Raw genomic sequence first — 22,309 nt, 5'->3', positions numbered from 1 at the left:
CCGGCCGCGTACCCGAGAAGCCGGGGCAGGCATGCGGCCCCGGCGATCGCGACGCCCGCCGTCAATCGCGCAACGGCAGCGCCTCGTCGCTCCTGCGGCTGGCGAACCAGTCCAGCACGGTGAACCAGGCGCCGATCCCCAGGCCGATGCCCAATACCCACAGGGTGGTGGGCGGCCCCTTCAGCTCCAGCAGTCGCACAGCCAGGGGCACGCTGGCGAGAATGGCGATGTTGTTGAACGTCTCGGCGAACGACAGCACCATGCCCTTGTCCGGCCCGGAGCGCGAGGCGAGTACCACCGTGCCCGCCGGCGCGCCCAGGCCCAGCGCGGTGCCCCAGGCGCCCAGGCAGAAGAGCGCCACGGGCAACGGTAGCGGCAGGAGCATGAAGGTCGACATCGATAGCACCAGGAGCGCCAGCACCAGCAGGAGCATGTCTTCGTCGCGCTTCAGGTAGCGCCGCAGGTAACCCGCGGCGAGGTTGCCCACGGCCAGGCCCACGCCGAAGGCGGCGATGCTGACGCCTATCTGCGCGGTGCTGAAGCCGTAGCGCTGGCGCAGCACCTCTCCCGAGAGAAGCAGGCCGGCGACCCCGGTGCCGTTCCAGGCCCCCTTGGCGATCAGTGGCCTGAGGATGCTCCATTGCCTGCACCAGCCCAGCGCGTGGCCCTCGGCGCGCGGTGCCACGGCTTGCACGGGAAGGCGCTGGCGCGCCATCAGGAAGACCAGCACGCAACCGCACGAGACCATCAGGAAGGGCGTCGCCCAGCCGAAGAAGTCCGAGAGGAGGCCGGCCAGTGCCGGGCCGGCGGCAATGCCGAGGGTCATGCCGAGCATCACCTGGCCCATGGCACCGGCCTGTCTTTGCGGGGCGACCACCTCCGCGACCAGGGCGAAGGTGGTCGGGATGATGATTGCCGAGGCGATGCCCCCGATTACCCGCAGGACAACGGCAATTTCCAGGGTCGGGGCGATGACGATGGCCAGGGTATCGACGGCGAAGAGGATCAGGGCGAGCAGCAGCAGCTTCCTGCGTTGCATGCGGTCGGAGAAGTAGCCCAGCAACGGCGCGGCGATCGCATAGGAGAACGCGTAGCTGGAGATCAGCCAGGCGGCGCCGCTGGTGGTGGTGTGGAACGCCTGCGCCAGCGGCCCGAGCATGGAGGACAGCATGAACTCGGTCACGCCGATGAAGAACACGGCCATCGACAGGGCCAGCAGGAACAAGCCGTCGAGCTTCTGTGAAGGCGGGGAAATTTTCTGGTTCATGATGTTCTCTTTGGCTGAATGAGCGGACGAACGCCAAGGGGGCGCCGGCTCGCGGAGCCGGCGCCAGGGCTGAACCGCTCGGGCTATGGAGGGGATGGTTGTGTGGCTGGTGCGGGAACGGCGGGGAGAAAAGAAGAGAACGGAGGGAGATTCTGGGGGCCAGTGCACGATTTCGAAGAAGGCTTCGGCGTATCGCCTCAAGCGGCTCTCCCCGGAATCCGCTCGGGGCTGGGGAGTGCTGGAGAAACTATCCTACCGGAACGTTAGCCGAATTTTGCACTCCTGCCGGATATGGCGACGTTCGCTCCCACTTTGGATTGATACTCGGATCAGACCATGTCCGGCAACCGGTCAGCGGAACGGTTTCCAGAAGCGCTCCAGCGCCGCCGCCAGCAGTTCCGTATCGCCGCGCGAGTCGCCCCAGGCGCGCAGGGAGTATTGGGTCAGCGGACCGTAGTGCCGCTCCAGGCGGCAGACTTTCTCGTCGCGCCGGCAGTTGCGGCCGACGATCCTGCCGGTCAGTACGCCGTCTACCACTTCCAGCTCGGTGGCGATCAGGTGCACGCCGAGCTTCTCGGCGAACGGCCTGAGTAGCAGCGAAGGGGAGGCGGAACAGATGGTCACGGTGCTGCCGCTGCTGACCTGGTCGGCCACCGCGGTCAATGCGTGGGGACGCATCAGTGTTTCCCAGAAGCGGTTCTGGTAGGCCAGCGCCCGCTCTTCCAGCACATGTACGGGCACATCGGTGAGGAAGGTGGCGATCAGGCGCGCCTTCAGGTCGTCGCGGTCGATACGCCGGCAGAGATAGGCCAGGCTGGGTCCTGCCATGCGCAGCATGCGGCGGACGAACACCCGGTTGCCGAAGGCGAAACGCAGGAAGGGCACGAAGCTGTCTCGGTATGTCAGGGTACCGTCGAAGTCGAACACGGAGAGAAAGCGTACTTCGCGTGTTTCGAGGGATACGGTCTCGTTCATCGGCATTCCTTATGTCGCTTCCGCTTCCTTTGACAGGGTGTATGCGTCATTCCGTTATTGCAGCAAGGGAAAGTTTGTATATCAGAACTGTCAACTATCCATGGGCAGACTGGCTGCTAACCTGAATCGGAGTGCTCAGGGGTTTTGCATCGATAGATAGGAGGCTAAGTAGTCGATAGCAAAACTCTATCAGGTACTGGACTATAGTGTTCCCGTCTTGTGACCAGGAGGTTTGGCATGATTGCACAGCTCCCCTCTGAGTTGCTGTCCCTGCAACTGCCGTTGCGGATCCGCATCGGCGATGCTCAGGCGTTCGATCTGGGGCCGGATCCACAGGTAACCATGGTCATTCGCGACCCCTCGCTGCTAACCGAGATCACCCATCCCAGCCTCGATGCGCTGGGCAAGGCCTACGTCGAGAAGCGTCTCGACATCGAAGGACCGATCAGCCAGGTCATCGGTATCGGCGATGCCCTCAGCGAAGCGCTCGGCGAACCCGATGGCGGCGCGCCGCCGGTTCGCGAAAGCCATGACAAGGACACCGACGCCGAAGCCATCCATTACCACTACGACCTGTCCAACGACTTCTACCAGCTCTGGCTGGATCCGGAAATGGTCTATTCCTGCGCTTATTTCGAGACCGGCAAGGAAGACCTCGCCACCGCGCAACTGGCCAAGCTCCGTCACCTGTGCCGCAAGCTGCGTTTGCAGCCGGGCGAGAAGCTGCTCGATGTCGGTTGCGGTTGGGGGGGGCTGGCGCGCCTGGCCGCTCGCGAGTTCGGCGTCGAGGTCACCGGCATCACATTGAGCAAGGAGCAGCTGGCGCTCGGCCGGGAGCGGGTCAAGGCCGAAGGCCTGGAGGACCGGGTCACCCTCAAGCTGCTGGATTACCGCGACCTGCCGCGCGATGGCCGCTTCGACAAGGTGGTCAGCGTCGGCATGTTCGAGCACGTCGGGCACGCCAACCTGGGGCTGTACTTCCAGCAACTGTACGATGCGGTGCGTCCCGGCGGCCTGGTGATGAACCACGGCATCACCTCGCGCTACACCGACGGCCGCCCGGTTGGCAAGGGGGCCGGCGACTTCATCGATCGCTACGTGTTTCCCCACGGCGAGCTGCCGCACCTGTCGCTGGCGGTGGCGCGGATGAGCGAAGCCGGGCTGGAAGTAGTCGACGTGGAAAGCCTGCGTCTGCACTACGCCCGGACCCTGGACTTCTGGAGCGCCAACCTGGAAGCCAGGCTGAAGGAGGCGGCTCGCCTGGTGCCCGAGGAAACCCTGCGGATCTGGCGGCTGTACCTGGCCGGATGCGCCTACGGCTTCAAGCGCGGCTGGATCAACCTGCACCAGATCCTCGCCATTCGCCCCCACGAGGATGGCTCCCACGAGCTGCCCTGGTCGCGGCGCGACCTGTACGCCTGAACGCCGGCGACCGGCTCCCTTGCGGAGCCGGTCGCGCAATCGGTCCTTGCTGATTGTCCTGCGTGGCGGGGCGGTCTAGTCTGCACGAAGTCCTGCGCGGTCGAAGGAAGCCGGGACGCTTCCGCGACAGCGCGACAACAACGATAAGAACAGGAGACTTCCCATGTCGCTGAGCAGACGCTTCGGTCTTTTCACGCTTGCCGCAACGGTGACCTTCAGTACCGCGGTCTTTGCCGCGCCGACCTTCATCAATATCCTCACCGGCGGCACCAGCGGGGTCTATTACCCCATAGGGGTCGGCCTCTCGCAGATCTATGGGCACGATATCCAGGGCGCGAAAACCTCGGTGCAGGCCACCAAGGCTTCGGTCGAGAACCTCAACCTGTTGCAGGCCGGGCGTGGAGAACTGGCGCTGGCGCTGGGCGACTCGGTCGCCGACGCCTGGAACGGGGTCGCCGACGCCGGCTTCAAGGCGCCGTTGAAGAAGCTGCGGGCTATCGGCAATACCTATCCGAACTATATCCAGGTAGTGGCCAGCCAAGCCTCGGGCATCAAGACCCTGGCCGACCTGAAAGGCAAGCGCATTTCGGTGGGCGCGCCCAAGAGCGGTACCGAGCTGAACGCCCGGGCGATCTTCAAGGCCGCCGGCCTGAGCTACGAGGACATGGGCAAGGTGGAGTACCTGCCCTACGCCGAGTCGGTGGAGCTGATCAAGAACCGCCAGCTCGACGCTACGCTGCAATCCTCCGGCCTGGGCATGGCGGCCATCCGCGACCTGGCCTCGACCATGCCGATCACCTTCGTCGCGATCCCGGCGGACGTGGTGGCGAAGATCGACAGCCCGGCCTACCACGCCGCGAGCATTCCCGCCGGCACCTACGACGGCCAGGAGCAGGACGTGCCGACGGTGGCGATCGACAATATCCTGGTCAGCCACTCCGGGGTCAGCGACGAGCTCGCCTACCAGATGACCAAGCTGATGTTCGACAACCTGCCGCGCCTGGTCACCGCCCATGCTGCCGCCAAGGACATCGCCCTGGACAAGGCGGCGAAGAACCTGCCGATTCCGCTGCATCCCGGCGCCGAGCGCTTCTACAAGGAGAAGGGCGTACTGCCCGAGTGAGGCCCGTTTCTCCGTAGCCCCGGTCCGTGCGGCGGACCGGGTTCCCCGCGTTTCCGGCTGTAGGGAGTCGATGCATGAGCGATCATCAGAACGGGCTGCATCTTGAGGCGGAAAACTGGCCGCGCGCGTTGTTCGCCGTGGCCCTGGCCTTTTCCGTGTTCCAGGTCGTCACCGCGGCCTTTCCCCTGATTTCCACCCAGGTCCTGCGGGCAATGCACGTCGGACTGCTGTTGCTGGTGGTGTACATCAGCTATCCCGCCTTCGGCATAGGTCGCCCCTGGCAGCCGCTGGCCTGGTTGCTGGGCATGGCCGGCCTGGGCACGGCGGTCTACCAGTGGGTTTTCGAGGGCGACCTGATCCAGCGCTCCGGAGAGCTGACCCAGGCCGACATGGTCGTCGGCGTGGTGCTGATCGTCCTGGTCTTCGAGGCGGCGCGACGGGTGATGGGCATCGCCTTGCCGATCATCTGCGCGCTGTTTCTTGCCTATGGCCTGTTCGGCGAACACCTGCCGGGCGACCTGGCCCACCGCGGCTACGGCTTCGACCAGATCGTCAACCAGCTGTCGTTCGGTACCGAAGGTCTCTACGGCACGCCGACCTACGTATCGGCCACCTACATCTATCTGTTCATCCTGTTCGGCGCCTTCCTCGAGCAGGCCGGCATGATCCGCCTGTTCACCGATTTCGCCATGGGCCTGTTCGGTCACCGGGTCGGCGGGCCGGCCAAGGTCTCGGTATTCTCCTCGGCGCTGATGGGCACCATCACCGGCTCCGGCGTGGCCAACGTGGTCACTACCGGACAGTTCACCATCCCGCTGATGAAGCGTTTCGGCTACAAGCCGGCGTTCGCCGGCGGCGTCGAGGCGACCGCGAGCATGGGCAGCCAACTGATGCCGCCGGTGATGGGGGCGGTGGCGTTCATCATGGCCGAGACCATCAACGTCCCCTACGTGGAGATCGCCAAGGCGGCGCTGATCCCGGCCCTGCTGTATTTCGGCTCGGTGTACTGGATGGTCCACCTCGAGGCCCGCCGGGCCGATCTAAAGGGCCTGCCGCGCGATCAGTGTCCCAGCGCCTGGGGTGCCGTCCGCGAGCGCTGGTTCCTGCTGATTCCGTTGCTGGTGCTGATCGCGCTGCTGTTCTCCGGGCGCACGCCGCTGTTCTCCGGAACCATCGGCCTGGCGCTGACCGCCATCGTCATCCTCGGTTCGGCGATCATCCTGCGGGTGTCCTCGCTCGGCCTGCGCATCGCCTTCTGGGTGGCGCTGGGGCTGCTCTGCGCGGGGTTCTTCCGCCTCGGCATCGGAGTGATCTTCGTCGTGATCGCGGCCCTGGCCCTGGCCTGCTGGTTCGTCCGTGGCGGCCGGGAAACCCTGCGCATCTGCGTCCGCGCCCTCGCCGAAGGTGCGCGACATGCGATCCCGGTGGGCATCGCCTGCACCCTGGTGGGAGTCATCATCGGGGTGATTTCGCTGACCGGCATCGCCACCACCTTCGCCAGCTACGTGCTCGACCTGGGACGGGAGAACCTGCTGCTGTCGCTGGTCCTGACCATGGTCACCTGCCTGGTCCTGGGAATGGGCATCCCGACCATCCCCAACTACATCATCACCAGCTCCATCGCCGCGCCGGCGCTGCTGGAACTGGGGGTGCCGCTGATCGTCTCGCACATGTTCGTCTTCTACTTCGGCATCCTCGCCGACCTCACCCCTCCGGTGGCGCTGGCCTGTTTCGCGGCCGCGCCGATCGCCAAGGAAAGGGGATTGAAGATCAGCTTCTGGGCGGTGCGCATCGCCCTGGCGGGTTTCGTGGTGCCGTTCATGGCGGTGTATTCCCCGGCGCTGATGCTGCAGGAAGGCGGTTGGGGGGCGACGCTCTATGTCACCTGCAAGGCGGTGCTGGCCATCGGCCTGTGGGGCATGGCTTCCATCGGCTACCTGCAGGGGCCGCTGGCCTGGTGGGAGCGCCTGGTGGCGTTCGCCGCGGGGGCCAGCCTGGTCCTGGCCTTGCCGATCAGCGACGAGCTGGGCTTCGTCCTCGGCGCGCTGGTGATCGGCTGGCACCTCTGGCGCCAGCGTGCGCGCGAGGCGGTGGCGTGATCGCGCTGTGTCTGGGCATGGCCGGCAGCGTCTGGGCGACGCTGCCGCTGCAGTCGTTCACCCTGGCCTGGCAACACACGGTCGAGAAGGTGCTCTGGGAAGAAGACTATCGCCTGAGTGAGCGCGGCCTGCTGCTGGAAGAGGCCCGGGTGCGGGGCAGCGGGGCGGGGATGGAGATTCCCGAGGGCGCCGTGCTGCGTGACGGCGCCTGGCATTACCACCGTGGGGTGCCGCCGCTGCAACCGTTGCGGCTGGGGCGCACACCGGAGGCCGGCGACTACCGGATCTGCCGTCAGGGGCGCTGCGATGCGCTGGCGCGCTGGATCGGTCCGCCGGACCCTGAGCGCCCGGCGGTCGAACTCTGGGCGTGTCCGATACGGGACCCGAGCGACTGAACGTCCTGTGGATAACCGTGAGACGCCAGTCCACATCCATAAAAACGACGAAGCCGGAGCTGCTTCCGGTCATAAGGAAAACGTCCATGCGTAGCTGTATATCAGTCTTCCGGCCGGCCCTGCTGGCGCTGTTCGTCTCGGCAAGCGGCTCGGCCGGCGCCGACGCGGCTGTGGAAAACCCGCGGATCGGCCGTGCCGCCGATCTCTATGAACTGATCCCGGAATACCAGCCGGACACCTACCGGAACATGGACAAGGTCTATCCGACCCGGGTTATCCACAAGGGGACCAAGGTCCGTCCGCTGCCGGCGGGTGTGGCCATCGCGCCGCGCTACCGGATCGGCGGCGAGGAATACGGCGTCGACGATTTCATGCGGCGCAACCGCGTTGGCGGGGTGCTGGTCCTCAAGGATGGTAAGGTCGCCCTGGAGCGCTACGGCCTGGGCAACGACGAACGCACGCGCTGGACCTCGTTCTCGGTGGTCAAGTCGATCTCCGCGACCCTGGTGGGCGCCGCCGTGCAGCAGGGCCTGCTGGCTCTCGACCAGCCTGTGGACAAGTACCTGCCGAGCCTGGCCGGCTCCGCCTACCAGGGGGTGACGGTGGAGCAGGTCCTGCAGATGAGTTCCGGGGTCCGCTGGAACGAGACCTATCGCGATCCGAAGTCCGACCGCCGGCAGATGTTCGACGCCCAGCTCGCCGAACGTCCCGGTGGCATCCTGCGGCTGCTGGCGAGTCTGCCGCGGCAGTACCCGAGCGGTACCCACTTCACCTACAGCACCGGCGAGTCGCACCTGCAGAGCGAGCTGCTGCACGCGGCGACCCGCATTCCGGTGAGCGACTACCTGTCCGAGCGGATCTGGGCGCGAATGGGCATGGAGAGCGACGGCTTCTGGCAACTGGAATCGCCGGCCGGGCAAGAGATCGGCAGCAGCGGCTTGAGCGCGACCCTGCGCGACTATGGCCGCTTCGGCCAGTTCGTCCTCGAGGACGGGGTGATCGATGGCGAACGTATCCTCCCCGAAGGTTGGGTCGATCGTGCCAGTCGCGTCGAGGCTTCTTCCCACCTGGCCCCGGGCAAGCTCTACGATGGCGAATACGCGCTCGGCTACGGCTACCAGTGGTGGACCTTCCCGGTGGGCGCCAAGGCCCTGCCCGAGCATGACGGCGGGGCCTTCGAAGCCCAGGGCATCTTCGGCCAGTACCTCTACATCAACCGCAAGGAGAAGATCGTGGCGGTGGTCTGGAGCGCCTGGCCGAAGCCGGAGATGGACGATCGCGAGGAGGAGACCTATGCCTTCCTTGGCGCGGCGGTGAAAGCCCTGCGCTAGGGCCGTGGGCTAACGGATATCCACAGCAGGCTGTGGACAAGACTTCAGCGGGAAAACCGCAGGGGCAGTCCCTGGCAATCGTCGGACAGGCGTCCCGCGTGCCAGGCGAGTTGCCCGGAGACGATGGTGGTATCGATCCGATGGTGGAATGCCCGGTGGCGGAACGGCGTCCAGTTGCAGCGCGACAGCAGCGGCATGGCGCTGGCCAGCGCCGGGTGCTCCAGTTCGCTGACCAGCACCAGGTCGGCCCAGTAACCTTCGCGGAGGAAACCGCGATCGGCGATGGCGAACAGTTCGGCGACCCGGTGGCTGGTCTTCGCCACCAGGGTGGCCAGCGACAGCCAGCCTTCGCGGACCAGCTCCAGGAGTGCCGGCAACGCATGCTGGACCAGTGGCAGGCCGGCCGGCGCCTGTGGATAAGCCTGCTGCTTCTCGGCCCAGGCGTGCGGCGCGTGGTCGGTGCCGATCACGTCCAGGCGGTTGCCGGCCAGCGCCCTGCGCAGGGCGTCGCGGTCCTCGCGGCTCTTGATCGCCGGGTTGCACTTGAGCAGATGGCCGAGGCGGGCGTAGTCGCTGTCGTCGAACAGCAGATGGTGGACGCAGACTTCCGCGGTGATGCGTTTCTGGCACAGCGGCTTGTCCTCGAACAGGGCCAGTTCACGCGCTGTGGATAAGTGCAGGACATGCAGCAGCGTGCCATGTCGTTGCGCCAGTTCCACCGCCAGGGCGGTGGAACGGTAGCAAGCCTCGGCGTCGCGAATGCGCGGGTGGGCGGCTGCCGGAATACGTTCACCGAAGCGTTGTCGCCAGCGCGCCAGGTTGGCTTCGATCCGCGGCGTGTCTTCGCAATGGCTCAGCAGCAGGGTCGGAACGCTGGCGAACAGGCGCTCCAGGGTCGGCAGGTCGTCCACCAGCATGTCGCCGGTGGAGGCGCCCATGAACACCTTCACCGCGGCGACCTCGCGTGGATCGAGGGCGGCCACGGTGTCGAGGTTGTCGCGGCTGACGCCGAAGTGGAAACCGTAGTTGGCCACGCTATGGGCGGCGGCGAGGCGCTTCTTTTCCGCCAGCGCTTCGAGGCTCAGCGTCGCCGGGCGGGTATTGGGCATGTCCATGAAACTGGTGATGCCGCCCGCCACGGCGGCGCGGGATTCGCTGGCGATCGAGCCCTTCTGTGGATAACCCGGCTCGCGGAAGTGCACCTGGTCGTCGATCATTCCCGGCAGCAGGTAGCGTCCGGCGGCATCGATCTCCCGGCTGGCGCCGCAGTTTTCCAGGCAGCCGGCGATGCGTTCGATGCGACCGTGGCGGACCAGCAGATCGCCTTCGCGTACCTGCCCCTCGTTGACCATCCGGGCATTGCGGATCAGCAGGCTTTGCATGTTCAGAACTCGTTCTGCAGCGACTTGTAGCCGCGTACCAGGTCGACGTTGGTGCGCGCCACGTCTTCCGAGAACTCGCTGGCGGAAACGCTGACCCGCGGCATGCTCGCCAGGTCGGTGCGCGGACCGATGCGCTCGGTGGACGGTACGTAGAAACCCGCTGGCAGGTCGCAGCCGTCGACCACCGCGTTGTGGCGGACCACGCAGCCATCGCCGACCCGGCAGTTGAACAGCACGCTGTTGAAGCCGATGAAGACCCGGTCGCCGACTTCGCAAGGACCGTGGACGATGGAGCGGTGGGCGATGGAGCTGTGCTCGCCGATGGTCACCGCGGCACCCGACTTGGAATGGATCACCACGCCGTCCTGGATGTTCGAGTTGGCGCCGATCACGATCGGTTGCATGCCGCCGTCGGCGTCGACTTCGTCGGCACGGATCACTGCGTAGGGACCGACGAAGACGTTGGCCTGGATGATCACCTTGCCGCAGATGATCGCGGTCTTGTCCACATAGGCCGATTCGTCGATCACCGGCAGGTCGCCGGAGGGATTCTTGCGGATCATGCTGCACCTCGCTGCCAATGGCTTTCGGCGACGGCGTCATGGGCATGCAGGCTTTCCGCATGGACGACCCGTATGGAGAACCGGCTCGCCTGTGGATAACCCTGCAGGGCGCGGTGCAGCCGGCGCACCGCGTCCTCGCAGAACATCAGGTTCTGCCCGTTGGCGAGGGCGAAGGCCTGCTCGTCGGCGCGTTTCACCGCAGTCTGCACCGCGGTGCCGAGGGCGCTTTCGCCGAGATCCGCCAGCTCTTCCAGGGGCAGTCCGATGCAGTCTTCCGCCAGGCCGATGCGCAGGTGCGCGCTGCTGCGCTGGCTGTGCGGGGTGGCGACGATGCCGGCGCTGCTGCCGAGCCAGGCGAGCACGCTGGCATGATCGAGCGGCTGTCCGGCGAAGTCCTGGTCGAAGCGCTCCTGGATCAATTGCCGGGCCAGTGCCGCCGAACAGGGGCAGGTCGAGGAGTAGGTCAGCTCGAGATGGACTTCGGCCTGGAAGTCATCGCCTTCCAGGCGCGTGTCCAGCACCAGTGGATAACGTTTCCAGCCGCTCAGCGGGCTGACCAGCGCCGGACGCCGCAGCAGCGGCGCGAGGCGTAGGCGCAGGTAGGCGCGACGCGACAGGCCGGCGTGGCTGTCGAGGAAGCGTTGCAGGACGGCGCGCAGGCAGGAAAGGTCCAGCTCGCCCTGTTCCAGTTCGGCCAGCGCCAGGTAGAGGCGCGACATATGGATGCCGCGGGCCTGCGGGTCGTCCAGGCTGACACCGGCATCGGCTTCGGCGGCGACCCTCTGCCCGCCGATCTGCACGGGAAGGGCGATGCCCTGCATGCCGACCCAGTCCAGGGGAAGATCGGCGGTGGTGGTCTGGCGGGCGATATCGGGAAGCGTCAAGGCATTCATGGAGAACTCGAAGAAGGGTAGGCAAGGCCTGGAAATGGCTTGAATGTTATAATATAACGTATTAGCTAATGCCGACCCTTGCAATCGGGTATTTCGTCGATGAAGCGCCGTCGTCTCCTGCAAAGCCTGCTCGCCGGCCTGGCCCTCCAGCCGTTCCTGGCCGCCAGCGCCAATGTACGAATCCGCCAGGCCCGGGCCTGGAATTCCTCGGAAAGCTGGCGCCTGGTGCTGGAACTGGACGGCCCGCCGCGTTATCGAACCTTTTCCCTGCAGGCCCCCGAGCGGTTGATCCTCGACCTGCCCGACGCGCAATTGCTCGCAACGCTCTCCGAGCTACCGCTGGACGGCCCCGTGCGCGCCATACGCAGTGGCCAACTGGGTGGCGGCGGGACGCGCATCGTCCTCGATCTGCGCCAAGCGGTCAGGCCGCGCAGCTTCGCCCTGGAACCGCAGGCGGGAAAGGGCCATCGCCTGGTCCTAGACCTATATCCACAGGCGCTGGCGGCGCCCCCCGAGCCAATGCTGGCGCTGGCCCGCCCGCTACCCTCGACGGGCCGCGACATCCTCGTGGTGGTCGATGCCGGCCATGGCGGCAAGGACCCCGGCGCGGTCGGTAGCAAGGGCGAGCGCGAAAAGGACGTGGCGCTGGCCATCGCCCGCCTGCTGGCGCGGCGGATCGACCGTGAGAAAGGCTTCAAGGCGCGCCTGGTGCGCAACGGCGATGTGTTCGTCCCGCTGCGCAAGCGGCCGGAAGTGGCCCGGCGCTACAACGCCGACATGTTCGTTTCGGTGCACGCCGACGCGGCGCCGCGACTGACCGCCTCCGGCGCGTCGGTATATGCCCTCTCCGAGCATGGCGCCAGCTCGACCATGGCGCGCTGGATGGCCGAGCGCGAGAACGGCGCCGACCTGATCGGCAACAGCGGCAACCTGCCGCTACAGGGCCGCGACAAGGTACTCGCCGGGGTGATCCTCGACATGGCCCTGAGTTCGACCATCGCCAGCAGCCTGGACCTCGGCCACAGCGTTCTCGGCCAGTTGTCGGACGTCACCGCGCTGCACCAGAAGCGTGTCGAGCAGGCCGGCTTCGCCGTGCTCAAGTCGCCGGACATCCCTTCGATCCTGGTGGAGACCGGCTTCATCTCGAATCGCGGCGATTGTCGCCGGTTGATGGACGAACGCCATCGCCAGCGCCTGGCCGAGGCGATCTTCGCTGGCGTGCAGGGCTACTTCCGGCAACGCCCTCCCGCCGGCAGCTACCTGGCGGCGCTCAGCGCGCAGCCTCCCGGCTAGGGCCTTCGCTGCAGCCGCTGACCCGCCCGCAGGTCAGGCGTTGGCGCTGGCCCGATGAACTGCTCAGGCGGCTGATGCTGGTCCAGCCGATGTTGCGGCTGAGGCCGACCCAGATTTCCCCATCGCTGGCGATGCCGCTGAAGAAGGTCAGGCGCCCGTAGCGCGTATTGGTCTGGGCCCAGCGTCGTCCGCTCGCCGCGTCGTAGCCGCGCAGCCAGGTGTCGTTGCCGCCGGTGGCGACGCTGTAGTGGTTGCCCAGCCGATCCATGCAGGCCAGAACGGTACGCAGGTAGGCGCATTCCGCCGGGCGGGTGCCGGGAAGAAAGCCCTGCGCCTGTGCCGCCGGAGCGAGCAGCAGGAGGGCCAGGCAGTAAAGGCGGAGGACGCGGCGCATCGGTGGATCCCGGGATGACGTGGGCCCAGGGTAGCCGGAAGGCGATTGGCGGGCCATCGATTGTGGTGTTAATTGTTATAGTATAACGTTTTAAATTTCCCAGGTTCAGCCCATGACCGAACAGGAACTGCTTGCCCAGCCCGACGCTGCCTACATGGACGAAACCCAGCAGGACTTCTTCCGCGACCTGTTGCTGCGTCAGCGCCAGGAACTTCAGGCGCGCATCGAAGGCGAATTCGGCGAGCTGCGCGATCTCGAACGCCCCAGCGACGAGGCCGACCTGGCTTCCCGCGAGGAACAGCGGCAATGGCAACTTCGCCTGCTGGAGCGGGAGAAGAAGCTGCTCGACAAGATCGACGAAGCGCTGGAGCGCCTGGCCCGCGGCGACTACGGCTGGTGCCAGGAAACCGGCGAGCCGATCGGCCTGCGCCGCCTGCTGTTGCGTCCCACCGCCACCCTCTGCATCGAGGCGAAAGAGCGCCAGGAGAAGCGCGAACGCCACGTGCGGCACAACTGAAGAGGTTACCAACCGTGAACCAACGCCTACCTGTCACCGTGCTGTCCGGCTTTCTCGGCGCCGGCAAGAGCACGCTGCTCAACCATGTGCTGAAGAACCGCGAGAACCGACGGGTTGCGGTGATCGTCAACGATATGAGCGAAATCAATATCGATGGCAGCGAGGTCCAGCGCGATGTCAGCCTGAACCGCGCTGAAGAACGCCTGGTGGAGATGAGCAACGGCTGTATCTGCTGCACCCTGCGCGAAGACCTGCTGGAAGAGGTCGGCCGTCTCGCCCGGGAAGGCCGCTTCGACTACCTGCTGATTGAGTCCACCGGGATTTCCGAACCGATGCCGGTGGCCGAGACCTTCACCTTCCGCGACGAGCTGGACCGCAGCCTGTCCGACGTGGCGCGACTGGATACCATGGTCACGGTGGTCGACGGGATGAATTTTCTCCGCGACTACCAGGAGGCCGCCAGCCTGGCCAGTCGTGGCGAAACCCTCGGTGAGGAGGATCAGCGCTCGATCACCGACCTGCTGATCGACCAGGTCGAATTCGCCGACGTGATCCTGGTCAGCAAGATCGACCTGATCTCCAGCGAGCAGCGCGAGGAACTGCTGGCGATCCTGCGCCAGCTCAATGCCGAGGCGGAGATCCTGCCGATGGTGATGGGTCAGGTGCCGCTGGCGAAGATCCTCGATACCGGTCGCTTCGATTTCGATCGCGCGGCGTCCGCGCCGGGCTGGCTGAAGGAACTGCGCGGCGAGCACCTGCCGGAAACCGAGGAATATGGCATCGCCTCCATGGCCTACCGGGCGCGCCGGCCGTTCCACCCCGCGCGCTTCCACGCCTTCCTGCACAATCCGCTGAAGCAGGGGCGGCTGCTGCGCTCCAAGGGCTTCTTCTGGCTCGCCAGCCGGCCCCGCGAGGCCGGCAGCTGGTCGCAGGCCGGCGGCCTGATGCGCTACGGCCTGGCGGGCCGCTGGTGGCGCTTCGTGCCGACCGGACAGTGGCCACAGGACGAAGAGGGCCTGCGGGCGATCATGCGGCACTGGGAGGAAGGCGTCGGCGACTGTCGCCAGGAGCTGGTTTTCATCGGTCAGAACCTGGACTTCGCGGCCCTGCGCGCAGCCCTGGACGCCTGCCTGCTGGATGACGCCGAGATGAACCTGGGCATCCCCGGCTGGCAGGGCCTGGACGACCCCTTCGAGGACTGGGGGCACGCCGCATGAGCGCACTGCCGCAGGAAAAACCGTTGCCGTGCCAGGCGTTCGATGACGACCCCCAGGTGCTGGCCGAGGTGCTTCGCGAGGGCGTCAACCTGGCGGTCTGGACACGCCGGTTGAGCCCGGCGCTGCGCGACTTCGCCGCCGCCCTGGTGCGCAACCGGCCGGGACTGGCGCTGAGCCAGACGCTGGAGATGGAAGAGGAACGGCTACCCGTCTTGGACGGCCTGCTCGACGCGCAGCAACTGCCGGGACAAACCGATTTCCTCGACGACCTGGGCTGGCTGGTCGAGGCCTTCTCCTGCCTGACCGGGGCGCGGCGTATCGGCCTGCGCCTGCGCGTTCTGGATAAACCGATGTGCCCGCGTTTCCACGTCGACCACGTGCCGCTGCGGCTGGTCACCACCTACCAGGGCGCCGCCAGCGAATGGCTGGACGAGTCCGGCCTGGACCGTCGGCTGCTTGGCGGAGCGCAGGCGGAAGTTGTCGATGAACAGCTTATACACAGCTTGTCCACGGGCGACGTGGCGCTGCTCAAGGGCGAACGCTGGGAGGGTAACGAAGGTGCCGGGCTGGTGCATCGCTCGCCGCGAGCGGAGCCCGGGCTGGCGCGCCTGCTGTTGACCCTGGACTGGCTTGCCTGAGCCTGTGGACAAGTGTCTTTCGAGGAATAAAAAAAGGCCATCCGCAGATGGCCTATCACCAAAAAGTCGTCCTACCTTGGGGATGGGGACGAAGGGTGCTGAGGTACCCGACTCCCATTTAGCCCTGACGCTGTGACAGGCTGATGACGCGCTCAGGGCTTTTTCGCGGCGCTAGGCTCTTCCCAGCGACCTTGGCTCTGGCTGGCGCAGAACGGCTCCAGGTAGCGTGCGTCGGTCGCGATGCCGTAGTAGAAGATGTCCTGCCGATAGGGCGCGTTGGGTACCCTGGCGTCGCGGCAGACACCGAAGGCGCCCGTCGGACACTCCTCGGCGAACGTCACCTCGACCTTCTGGCCCTGCAGCTGTGGCTGGCAGAAGCCTTCGCGGAACAGCTTGGCCGGGATGCTGCGGTTCTGCTGGCAGACCTTCACGTCGAGATTCTTCGCCTGGCTATGGACGATGCAGGCTTCGGCCAGGGCCAGGCCCGGCAGGCAGGACAGGAAGAACAGGAACGGACGCATGCGAGGACTCCATTGCAGACGGGCGCGACTCTAGCACGGGGCCTGGCTCCCCGCAGGCAAGGACCGCATTGATCCACAGGCTTTCACATTCCGGTTGCGCAGATGCTTCGAGAGATACCCACACACCTGATCGGCGGCCCCCTGGGGGCCGGCAAGACCAGCCTGATCCGCTCGCTGCTGGCGCAGAAGCCGGCGGGCGAGCGCTGGGCGGTGCTGGTCAACGAGTTCGGCGAGATCGGCCTGGATGCCGCGCTGCTGGCCACGGACGTCGACGGCGTGGCCATCGGCGAGGTGGCGGGCGGGTGCCTCTGCTGCGTCAATGGCGTGCCGTTCCAGGTGGGGCTCGGTCGCTTGTTGCGTCGGGCACGGCCGGACCGGCTGTTCATCGAACCCTCCGGGTTGGGACATCCGCTGGCGCTGTGGAAACAGCTGCAGGCTCCTCCCTGGTCCGGCGTCCTGGCCCTGCAACCCCTGGTAGTGGTGCTGGATGCCGCCGCGCTGGCCTCCGGCCAACCGCTGCCGGAGGCACAGGAACAGGCGCTGGAAGCGGCTGGCATGTTGCTGCTGAACAAATCCGAAACGCTCGACGCGACGCAGCGCTGCGCTGTGCGCGCGCGCCTGCCGGTCCTGCCGTTGCGCTGGAGCGTGCGCGGTCACCTGGCATTGCGCGATCTGCCGACCAGCGTTGCCGGGGAAGGTAGCGCGACGACCTGGGCGGCCCTGCCGGAGGCGCCTGCTCAGTTGGGAACGGTGCTGCCCGCCGAGCGACCGCTGCGCGCCGTGCGCGAGCAGGACGGCCAGTTCGCCATCGGCTGGCGGCTGGCGCCGTCGGTGCGTTTCGATCGGGCCGCAGTGGACGCCTGGCTGAACCGTTTGTCCGGACTGCGGCGGGCCAAGGCGGTGCTGCATTGCGCGGACGGTTGGTATGCAGCGAATGCCGCGCCGTTTGTGGATAACTGGGGCAAGTCCTCGTGGCGGCGGGATAATCGGCTGGAACTGATCCTCGCCGCAGGCGCGGATGAAGAGGCGCTCGAAGAGGCGTTCCTGGCGTGTCGGATGGTCGCGGAATGATCCGCCAAGGTTGCCCTGAGGACGCGACTGAATGATAATAATTATCAGAAGACTCTACTTCCTTACCTTTCACTTCTCCGCAGGTCGCCCTCATGTCGCCACAGCCTTCACGGTCGCCTGACCGTTTTTCGCTGGCCGCGCTCGCCGAAGACCACCCCACCGCTCCCGCCCAGGGAGACGAAAGCGAGTCCCTGCCATGCGTGAATGCCCAGCGCGGAGAACCCAACCTGCGCGTGGTGGACTGCTCCGGCGCGCGCCGCGACGAGGAAGTGGCGGTCGAGGAAGTGCTGATCCCCTACGCCCATGGCAGCGATCCCGAAGACGTCCCCGGCGAGCCGCCCAAGTCGCGCTGGTGGTTGTCCTCCGGCGCGGCGGTGGCGATGCATGTGGCGATCATCGGTGCGCTGGTGTGGGTGATGCCGACCCCGGCCGAACTCAACCTTGGCCACGGCGAACTGCCGAAGACCATGCAGGTGAATTTCGTCCAGCTCGAGAAGAAGGCCGAGCCGACCCCGCAGCCGCCGGCTGCCGCGCCGGAGCCGACGCCGCCGAAGATCGAGGAACCCAAGCCGGAGCCGCCGAAGCCGAAGCCGGTGGAAAAACCCAAGCCCAAGCCGAAACCCAAGCCCAAACCGGTGGAAAACGCCATTCCCAAGGCCAAGCCGAAGCCGGAACCCAAACCCAAGCCGGAACCCGAGCCGAGCACGGAGGCATCCAGCCAGCCCAGCCCGTCCAGCGCCGCCCCGCCGCCGCCCGCACCTACCGTCGGGCAGAGCACGCCCGGCGCGCAGACCGCGCCCAGCGGCTCGCAAGGTCCGGCCGGCCTGCCCAGCGGCAGCCTCAACGACAGTGACATCAAGCCGTTGCGCATGGATCCTCCGATCTATCCCCGGATGGCCCAGGCCCGGGGTATCGAAGGCCGGGTGAAGGTGCTGTTCACCATCACCAGCGATGGCCGCATTGACGACATCCAGGTGCTGGAGTCGGTGCCGTCGCGCATGTTCGACCGTGAAGTGCGCCAGGCCATGGCCAAGTGGCGTTTCGAGCCGCGTGTCAGTGGTGGCAAGATTGTCGCCCGCCAGGCGACCAAGATGTTCTTCTTCAAGATCGAGAAGCGCCGCTGAGGCGGTTCTCTGACAACGAAAAGAGCCGCGCCTTCGAGCGCGGTTTTTTTATTCCCGGTAGGTCTCGCAGACGGGGCTTCGCTGCCTGGGGACGGCAGGCCCCTTGCGCTGTTCCACCGTGGGAACGCGAGGAGATCGGCGTTTGCGCGCCAAGGTTCCAGCCCCGCCGGAATGACGAGCCGCAGGGCGAATAACCGCTTGCGGTTATCCGCCGTGGAACGCAGGGACACCGGAGGATTACGCCGCCGGCGTTGCGCGCCCTAGGGCTCCGGTCGGGATGCCGTGCCGTAGACCAACAGTCGGCGGGTGTGGGGGAGTCGGTTGCCGCGCCAAAAAGCAGGACGGCGACCCGAAGGTCGCCGTCCTGTGGATAAAAAGGCCCGGAGTGTGTCGGGGCCATGAGCACGAGGCTCAATCAATCGGTCGTGATCTTCGAGTGCTTCTGGGTGTCCTTCATGAACACATAGACCAGCAGCGAGCAGGCGATACAGGCGGTGACGTACCAGTAGAAGCCGCTCTCCAGGCCGACGCTCTTGAACCACAAGGCAACGTATTCGGCGGTGCCGCCGAAGATCGACACGGTCAGGGCATACGGCAGGCCGACGCCCAGGGCGCGGATCTCGGTGGGGAACAGTTCGGCCTTCACCACCGCATTGATCGAGGTGTAGCCGCTGACGATCACCAGCGCCGCCATGATCAGGAAGAACGCTCCCCACCAGCTGTCGACGCTGTGCAGTGTGCTGAGGATCGGGTAGGTGAAGACGGTGCCGAGTACGCCGAAGGCGATCAGGATCGGCCGCCGGCCGATCTTGTCGGAGAGGGCGCCGACGATGGGCTGCAGCAGCATGAAGAGGAACAGGGTGGCAGCCGAGATCATGGTCGAATCGGTCTTGCTCATGCCTACCGTGTTCACCAGGTACTTCTGCATGTAGGTGGTGTAGGTGTAGAAGGCCAGGGTGCCGCCCATGGTCAGGCCGACCACGGTCAGCACTTCCTTCGGGTGGCGCAGCAGGGTGCGCAGCAGGCTTTCCTTCGGCTCTTCCTTCTTCTTCGAGAAGGACTCGGTCTCTTCCATGCCGCGACGCAGGAACATCGCCACCACTGCGCACAGCGCGCCGATGAAGAAGGGGACGCGCCAGCCCCAGCTTTCCAGTTGTTCTACGGTCAGGGTCTGTTGCAGGACGATCAGCACCGCCAGGGCGATGAGCTGGCCGGAAATCAGGGTCACGTACTGGAAGCTGGAGAAGAACCCGCGCTGTTCCTTGTTCGCCATCTCGCTCAGGTAGGTGGCGGAGGTGCCGTATTCGCCGCCGACCGACAGGCCCTGGAGCAGGCGCGCGACCACCAGCAGGATCGGCGCGGCGACGCCGATGGTTTCATAGCTGGGGGTCAGGGCGATGATCAGCGAGCCAAAGCACATCAGCAGCACCGAGGCCAGCAACGCCGCCTTGCGGCCCTTGCGGTCGGCATAGATACCCATCAGCCAGCCACCGATCGGGCGCATCAGGAAGCCCACAGCGAAGATAGCTGCGGTGTTCAGCAGTTGGGCGGTCATGTCGCCCTGGGGGAAGAATGCCTTTGCGAAGTACAGCGAGAAGGCGGCGTAGACGTACCAGTCGTACCACTCGACCAGGTTGCCGACGGAACCGCTGAAGATCGACTTGATGCGTTGCGAAGTGGTGCGGGGCTGGGCAGACGCGGAAATGGCGTTGGCGCTTTCCATCGTGTTTCCTCTTTTCGTTGTTGTCTTGGATGTGCTGATCAGGGCGCAGCACACCGGCACATCGCGAGGGCGACGTATTGGATGGCTCGATAGCAGGTGCCGTGCCAACGCGGGAAAGCCGCGTGGGGACTGGGTTGGAAGAGGAGCGGGGTGGTCTTGGCCGAGCGGGAGTCCGCCGACCGGGAGAGTGGATAAGCGGAAATCCGCCGATCCTTCAGGGCAAAGGGTCCGATAGCGACACCAGGTGCAGGCGAGGGCGAATAACCGCAGCGTGGTTATCCGCCGATTCGACGGCAGGCCGGGATCGCTTGGCTCTCAGTGGCTGCCCTTTTCCTGGTCGAGGGTTTCCATCAGCGCGATCTGCATCCGCGAATGCACGCGGATCAGCCAGCGCCAGAGCACTGCGATCACCAGGCCGGCGACCAGCACCACTACGACCAGCAACTCGCCCGGCGGCAGGATGCTCGAGCTGAGCGCCGCCAGCAGCACCATCATGCCGGCCAGCGACAGCAGCGGGATTATCTCGGAGATCACCCGACGTACCCGCGCCGTATGGCGTCCGGCTTTCTCCGGCTTGACCCCGAGTTCGGCCAGCAGCATCGACAGGGCCTTGAGCTTGCGGTACGCGGCGATCAGGAAGGCCAGCGAGACCAGCAGCGCGCCGCCCCAGATCAATGCCTTGTGTAGCCCGTCGTAGGCGACCCACTGGCTCATCCAGGCGGAAAGCGTATCGGCGAAATAACCGCCGGCGAGGAAGATCGCGATCACCAGCGCCAGGTTCACCCCGACCTGCAGCAAGATGCGCCGGATCATCGCCGCCAGCACCGCACGGTCGCCCTGCGGCTGGATGCTGCGCAGCCAGTCGCCGTAGTGGCCGAAGATCCTCGCCATGCGCTGCGGCATGGCGTTGGCCAGGTGCTGCGAGAGCGGGTCGGCGGCGCGGATCAGGTACGGGGTGAGCAGGGTGGTGATGGCCGAGACCGCTACCGCCACCGGGTAGAGGAAGTCGCTGGTGACTTTCAGAGTCATGCCCAGGGCGGCGATGATGAAGGAGAACTCGCCGATCTGCGACAGGCCCATGCCGACCCGCAGCGAAGTGCGTCCGTCGTTGCCGGCGATGAACGCACCCATGCCGCAGGAGAACATCTTGCCGAGCACTACCGCGACGGTGATCAGGGCGATCGGCCAGGCGTACTCGACGAGGATCTTCGGGTCGATCAGCAGGCCGATGGCGACGAAGAAGATCGCACTGAACATGTCACGGACCGGCTCGATCAATCGTTCGATCTGCACCAACTGGCGCGACTCGGCCATGATCGCGCCGATCAGGAAGGCGCCGAGCACCATGCTGTATTCCAGCTTCACCACCAGCAGGCAGAAGCCGAAGCACAGGCCGAGCACGGTGACCAGCAGCATCTCGTTGCTCTCGAACTTCGCCACGTAGGCCAGCAGGCGTGGCACCAGGAGGATGCCGACGACCAGCGCGACGATCATGAACAGGCTGAGCTTGCCGACCGTGGAGAACACCTCGCCGGTTTCCACCGAACCGCTCACGGCGATTCCCGACAGCAGGGCGATGATGCCGATGCCGAGGATGTCCTCGACGATCAGCACGCCGAAGATCAGTTGGGCGAAGCGCTCGTTCTTCATCTTCAGGTCGCCGAGCGCCTTGACGATGATGGTGGTGGAGGAGATCGCCAGGATCGCGCCGAGGAACAGCGAGTCCATGGTGCTCCACTCGAAGAAGCGACCGATCTCGAAGCCGATCCAGATCATCAGGACGATTTCCAGGAACGCCGCGATGAACGCCGTGGCGCCGACCTGGAAGAGCTTGCGCAGGCTGAACTCCAGGCCGAGGCAGAACATCAGGAAGATCACCCCGAGTTCGGCCAGGGTCTTGATCGTGTCTTCGTCGTGGATCAGTCCGAAGGGCGGGGTGTGCGGGCCGATGATGAAGCCGGCGACGATGTAGCCAAGGACCACCGGTTGGCGCAGGCGGTGGAAGAGGATAGTGACCACACCCGCCACCAGCATGATCACGGCGAGGTCCTGGATGAAATCGACGGCATGCATGGCGGCGGTCCTCGCTCGGGGAATGGGTCGGCAGACGCGGCGACCGGGCGGCCTCGCAGACCCGCAGACTAGCATCCGCAAGTGCTTGATCGGTGGGCTGAAAAAAACTGTAACAGACGTTTCGGCGAGGCTCTGCGTTGTGCTTCCCGGGTCGCCGGGCGGATCTTCGCGCGCCGATCCGCGTGCATGCCTGTCGTCCCCGGCAACGAAGGTGTACCCTGGCGCCGACCCGCGAGCCAGACGCGGCGGGCGAAAAAACGGCGGCCGGGGAGCAATAGCCCGAAACAA

The 22,309-nt window shown here is 66.0% G+C and carries 20 protein-coding genes; 11 read left to right on the top strand and 9 right to left on the bottom strand.

Going from position 1 to position 22,309, the window contains the following annotated elements:
• Nucleotides 1–61: 61 nt before the first annotated feature.
• Nucleotides 62–1,267 (bottom strand): MFS transporter, encoded by a 1,206-nt coding sequence (locus tag ACM0M4_RS30860; protein ID WP_023129361.1) that lies wholly within the window; start codon nucleotides 1,265–1,267, stop codon nucleotides 62–64.
• Between the two features lie 351 nt (nucleotides 1,268–1,618).
• Nucleotides 1,619–2,242 (bottom strand): HAD-IB family phosphatase, encoded by a 624-nt coding sequence (locus ACM0M4_RS30855; RefSeq protein WP_003099642.1) that lies wholly within the window; start codon nucleotides 2,240–2,242, stop codon nucleotides 1,619–1,621.
• Between the two features lie 237 nt (nucleotides 2,243–2,479).
• Between ACM0M4_RS30855 and cfaB the strand changes: the two genes are divergently transcribed.
• The 5 genes from cfaB (at nucleotide 2,480) to ACM0M4_RS30830 (ending at nucleotide 8,612) form a co-directional block, all read left to right on the top strand.
• Nucleotides 2,480–3,664 (top strand): C17 cyclopropane fatty acid synthase CfaB, encoded by a 1,185-nt coding sequence (cfaB, locus tag ACM0M4_RS30850; RefSeq protein ID WP_003099645.1) that lies wholly within the window; start codon nucleotides 2,480–2,482, stop codon nucleotides 3,662–3,664.
• Between the two features lie 163 nt (nucleotides 3,665–3,827).
• Nucleotides 3,828–4,787, top strand: a complete 960-nt coding sequence (locus ACM0M4_RS30845; protein ID WP_003097103.1) for a TAXI family TRAP transporter solute-binding subunit — start codon at nucleotides 3,828–3,830, stop codon at nucleotides 4,785–4,787.
• A 74-nt stretch (nucleotides 4,788–4,861) separates the two neighbouring features.
• Complete coding sequence (locus ACM0M4_RS30840; RefSeq protein ID WP_003099653.1) at nucleotides 4,862–6,886, top strand: TRAP transporter permease; 2,025 nt, start codon at nucleotides 4,862–4,864, stop codon at nucleotides 6,884–6,886.
• Entirely contained in the window at nucleotides 6,883–7,281 is a 399-nt protein-coding gene (locus tag ACM0M4_RS30835; protein WP_003099655.1) for a DUF1850 domain-containing protein, read from the top strand. The genes ACM0M4_RS30840 and ACM0M4_RS30835 overlap by 4 nt, the downstream gene beginning before the upstream one ends.
• 86 nt (nucleotides 7,282–7,367) lie before the next feature.
• Entirely contained in the window at nucleotides 7,368–8,612 is a 1,245-nt protein-coding gene (locus tag ACM0M4_RS30830) for a serine hydrolase domain-containing protein (protein WP_023129362.1), read from the top strand.
• Between the two features lie 44 nt (nucleotides 8,613–8,656).
• Here ACM0M4_RS30830 and ACM0M4_RS30825 read toward each other — a convergent pair whose 3' ends face one another.
• The 3 genes from ACM0M4_RS30825 to folE2 are packed head-to-tail and all read right to left on the bottom strand — an operon-like array spanning nucleotide 8,657 to nucleotide 11,450.
• Nucleotides 8,657–9,994: a dihydroorotase gene (locus ACM0M4_RS30825; protein ID WP_003097095.1), complete on the bottom strand. Its 1,338-nt coding sequence runs from the start codon at nucleotides 9,992–9,994 to the stop codon at nucleotides 8,657–8,659.
• Nucleotides 9,995–9,996: 2 nt separating this feature from the next.
• The gene (locus tag ACM0M4_RS30820; RefSeq protein WP_003099663.1) at nucleotides 9,997–10,557 is read right to left on the bottom strand and encodes a hypothetical protein; all 561 of its coding nucleotides are present in this window, start codon (nucleotides 10,555–10,557) and stop codon (nucleotides 9,997–9,999) included.
• Nucleotides 10,554–11,450: a GTP cyclohydrolase FolE2 gene (gene folE2 / locus ACM0M4_RS30815; protein WP_003099665.1), complete on the bottom strand. Its 897-nt coding sequence runs from the start codon at nucleotides 11,448–11,450 to the stop codon at nucleotides 10,554–10,556. Before folE2 ends, ACM0M4_RS30820 begins: the two co-directional genes overlap by 4 nt.
• A 99-nt stretch (nucleotides 11,451–11,549) precedes the next feature.
• On the opposite strand from folE2, the gene ACM0M4_RS30810 reads away from it, so the two are divergent.
• Entirely contained in the window at nucleotides 11,550–12,743 is a 1,194-nt protein-coding gene (locus ACM0M4_RS30810) for an N-acetylmuramoyl-L-alanine amidase (RefSeq protein ID WP_003114144.1), read from the top strand.
• Here ACM0M4_RS30810 and ACM0M4_RS30805 read toward each other — a convergent pair.
• A complete protein-coding gene (locus tag ACM0M4_RS30805) occupies nucleotides 12,721–13,137 on the bottom strand; it encodes a hypothetical protein (protein ID WP_003099671.1) in 417 nt (138 codons plus the stop codon). The two genes, ACM0M4_RS30810 and ACM0M4_RS30805, sit on opposite strands and share 23 nt — an antisense overlap.
• A gap of 112 nt (nucleotides 13,138–13,249) precedes the next feature.
• Between ACM0M4_RS30805 and dksA the strand changes: the two genes are divergently transcribed.
• Genes dksA through ACM0M4_RS30790 form a run of 3 tightly spaced genes read left to right on the top strand, consistent with a single transcriptional unit; the run spans nucleotide 13,250 to nucleotide 15,509 of the window.
• A complete protein-coding gene (gene dksA, locus ACM0M4_RS30800; RefSeq protein ID WP_015649887.1) occupies nucleotides 13,250–13,654 on the top strand; it encodes an RNA polymerase-binding protein DksA in 405 nt (134 codons plus the stop codon).
• Between the two features lie 14 nt (nucleotides 13,655–13,668).
• Nucleotides 13,669–14,871: a zinc metallochaperone GTPase ZigA gene (zigA, locus tag ACM0M4_RS30795; protein WP_003099674.1), complete on the top strand. Its 1,203-nt coding sequence runs from the start codon at nucleotides 13,669–13,671 to the stop codon at nucleotides 14,869–14,871.
• On the top strand, nucleotides 14,868–15,509 hold the full coding sequence (locus tag ACM0M4_RS30790) for a DUF1826 domain-containing protein (protein WP_003099676.1): 642 nt from the start codon (nucleotides 14,868–14,870) through the stop codon (nucleotides 15,507–15,509). Before zigA ends, ACM0M4_RS30790 begins: the two co-directional genes overlap by 4 nt.
• A gap of 152 nt (nucleotides 15,510–15,661) precedes the next feature.
• Here ACM0M4_RS30790 and ACM0M4_RS30785 read toward each other — a convergent pair whose 3' ends face one another.
• Nucleotides 15,662–16,030, bottom strand: coding sequence for a hypothetical protein (locus ACM0M4_RS30785; RefSeq protein WP_003099679.1), 369 nt, complete (start codon nucleotides 16,028–16,030; stop codon nucleotides 15,662–15,664).
• Between the two features lie 102 nt (nucleotides 16,031–16,132).
• On the opposite strand from ACM0M4_RS30785, the gene ACM0M4_RS30780 reads away from it, so the two are divergent.
• Both ACM0M4_RS30780 and tonB1 read left to right on the top strand, forming a co-directional pair.
• Nucleotides 16,133–17,101: a CobW family GTP-binding protein gene (locus tag ACM0M4_RS30780; protein ID WP_003099680.1), complete on the top strand. Its 969-nt coding sequence runs from the start codon at nucleotides 16,133–16,135 to the stop codon at nucleotides 17,099–17,101.
• 92 nt (nucleotides 17,102–17,193) lie between these two features.
• A complete protein-coding gene (tonB1, locus tag ACM0M4_RS30775) occupies nucleotides 17,194–18,225 on the top strand; it encodes an energy transducer TonB1 (RefSeq protein ID WP_023129363.1) in 1,032 nt (343 codons plus the stop codon).
• 415 nt (nucleotides 18,226–18,640) lie between these two features.
• Here tonB1 and ACM0M4_RS30770 read toward each other — a convergent pair whose 3' ends face one another.
• Both ACM0M4_RS30770 and ACM0M4_RS30765 read right to left on the bottom strand, forming a co-directional pair.
• A complete protein-coding gene (locus ACM0M4_RS30770) occupies nucleotides 18,641–19,948 on the bottom strand; it encodes an MFS transporter (RefSeq protein ID WP_003097074.1) in 1,308 nt (435 codons plus the stop codon).
• 315 nt (nucleotides 19,949–20,263) lie between these two features.
• Nucleotides 20,264–22,021 carry a cation:proton antiporter gene (locus ACM0M4_RS30765; protein WP_003099684.1) on the bottom strand — a complete coding sequence of 586 codons (1,758 nt, stop codon included), beginning with the start codon at nucleotides 22,019–22,021 and terminating at the stop codon, nucleotides 20,264–20,266.
• Nucleotides 22,022–22,309 lie beyond the last annotated feature (288 nt).

Origin of the sequence: Pseudomonas sp. 18-147 (assembly GCF_051048045.1) — a bacterium.
GTDB classification, from domain to species: domain Bacteria; phylum Pseudomonadota; class Gammaproteobacteria; order Pseudomonadales; family Pseudomonadaceae; genus Pseudomonas; species Pseudomonas aeruginosa.
This window is presented reverse-complemented; position numbering and strand designations above follow the sequence as displayed.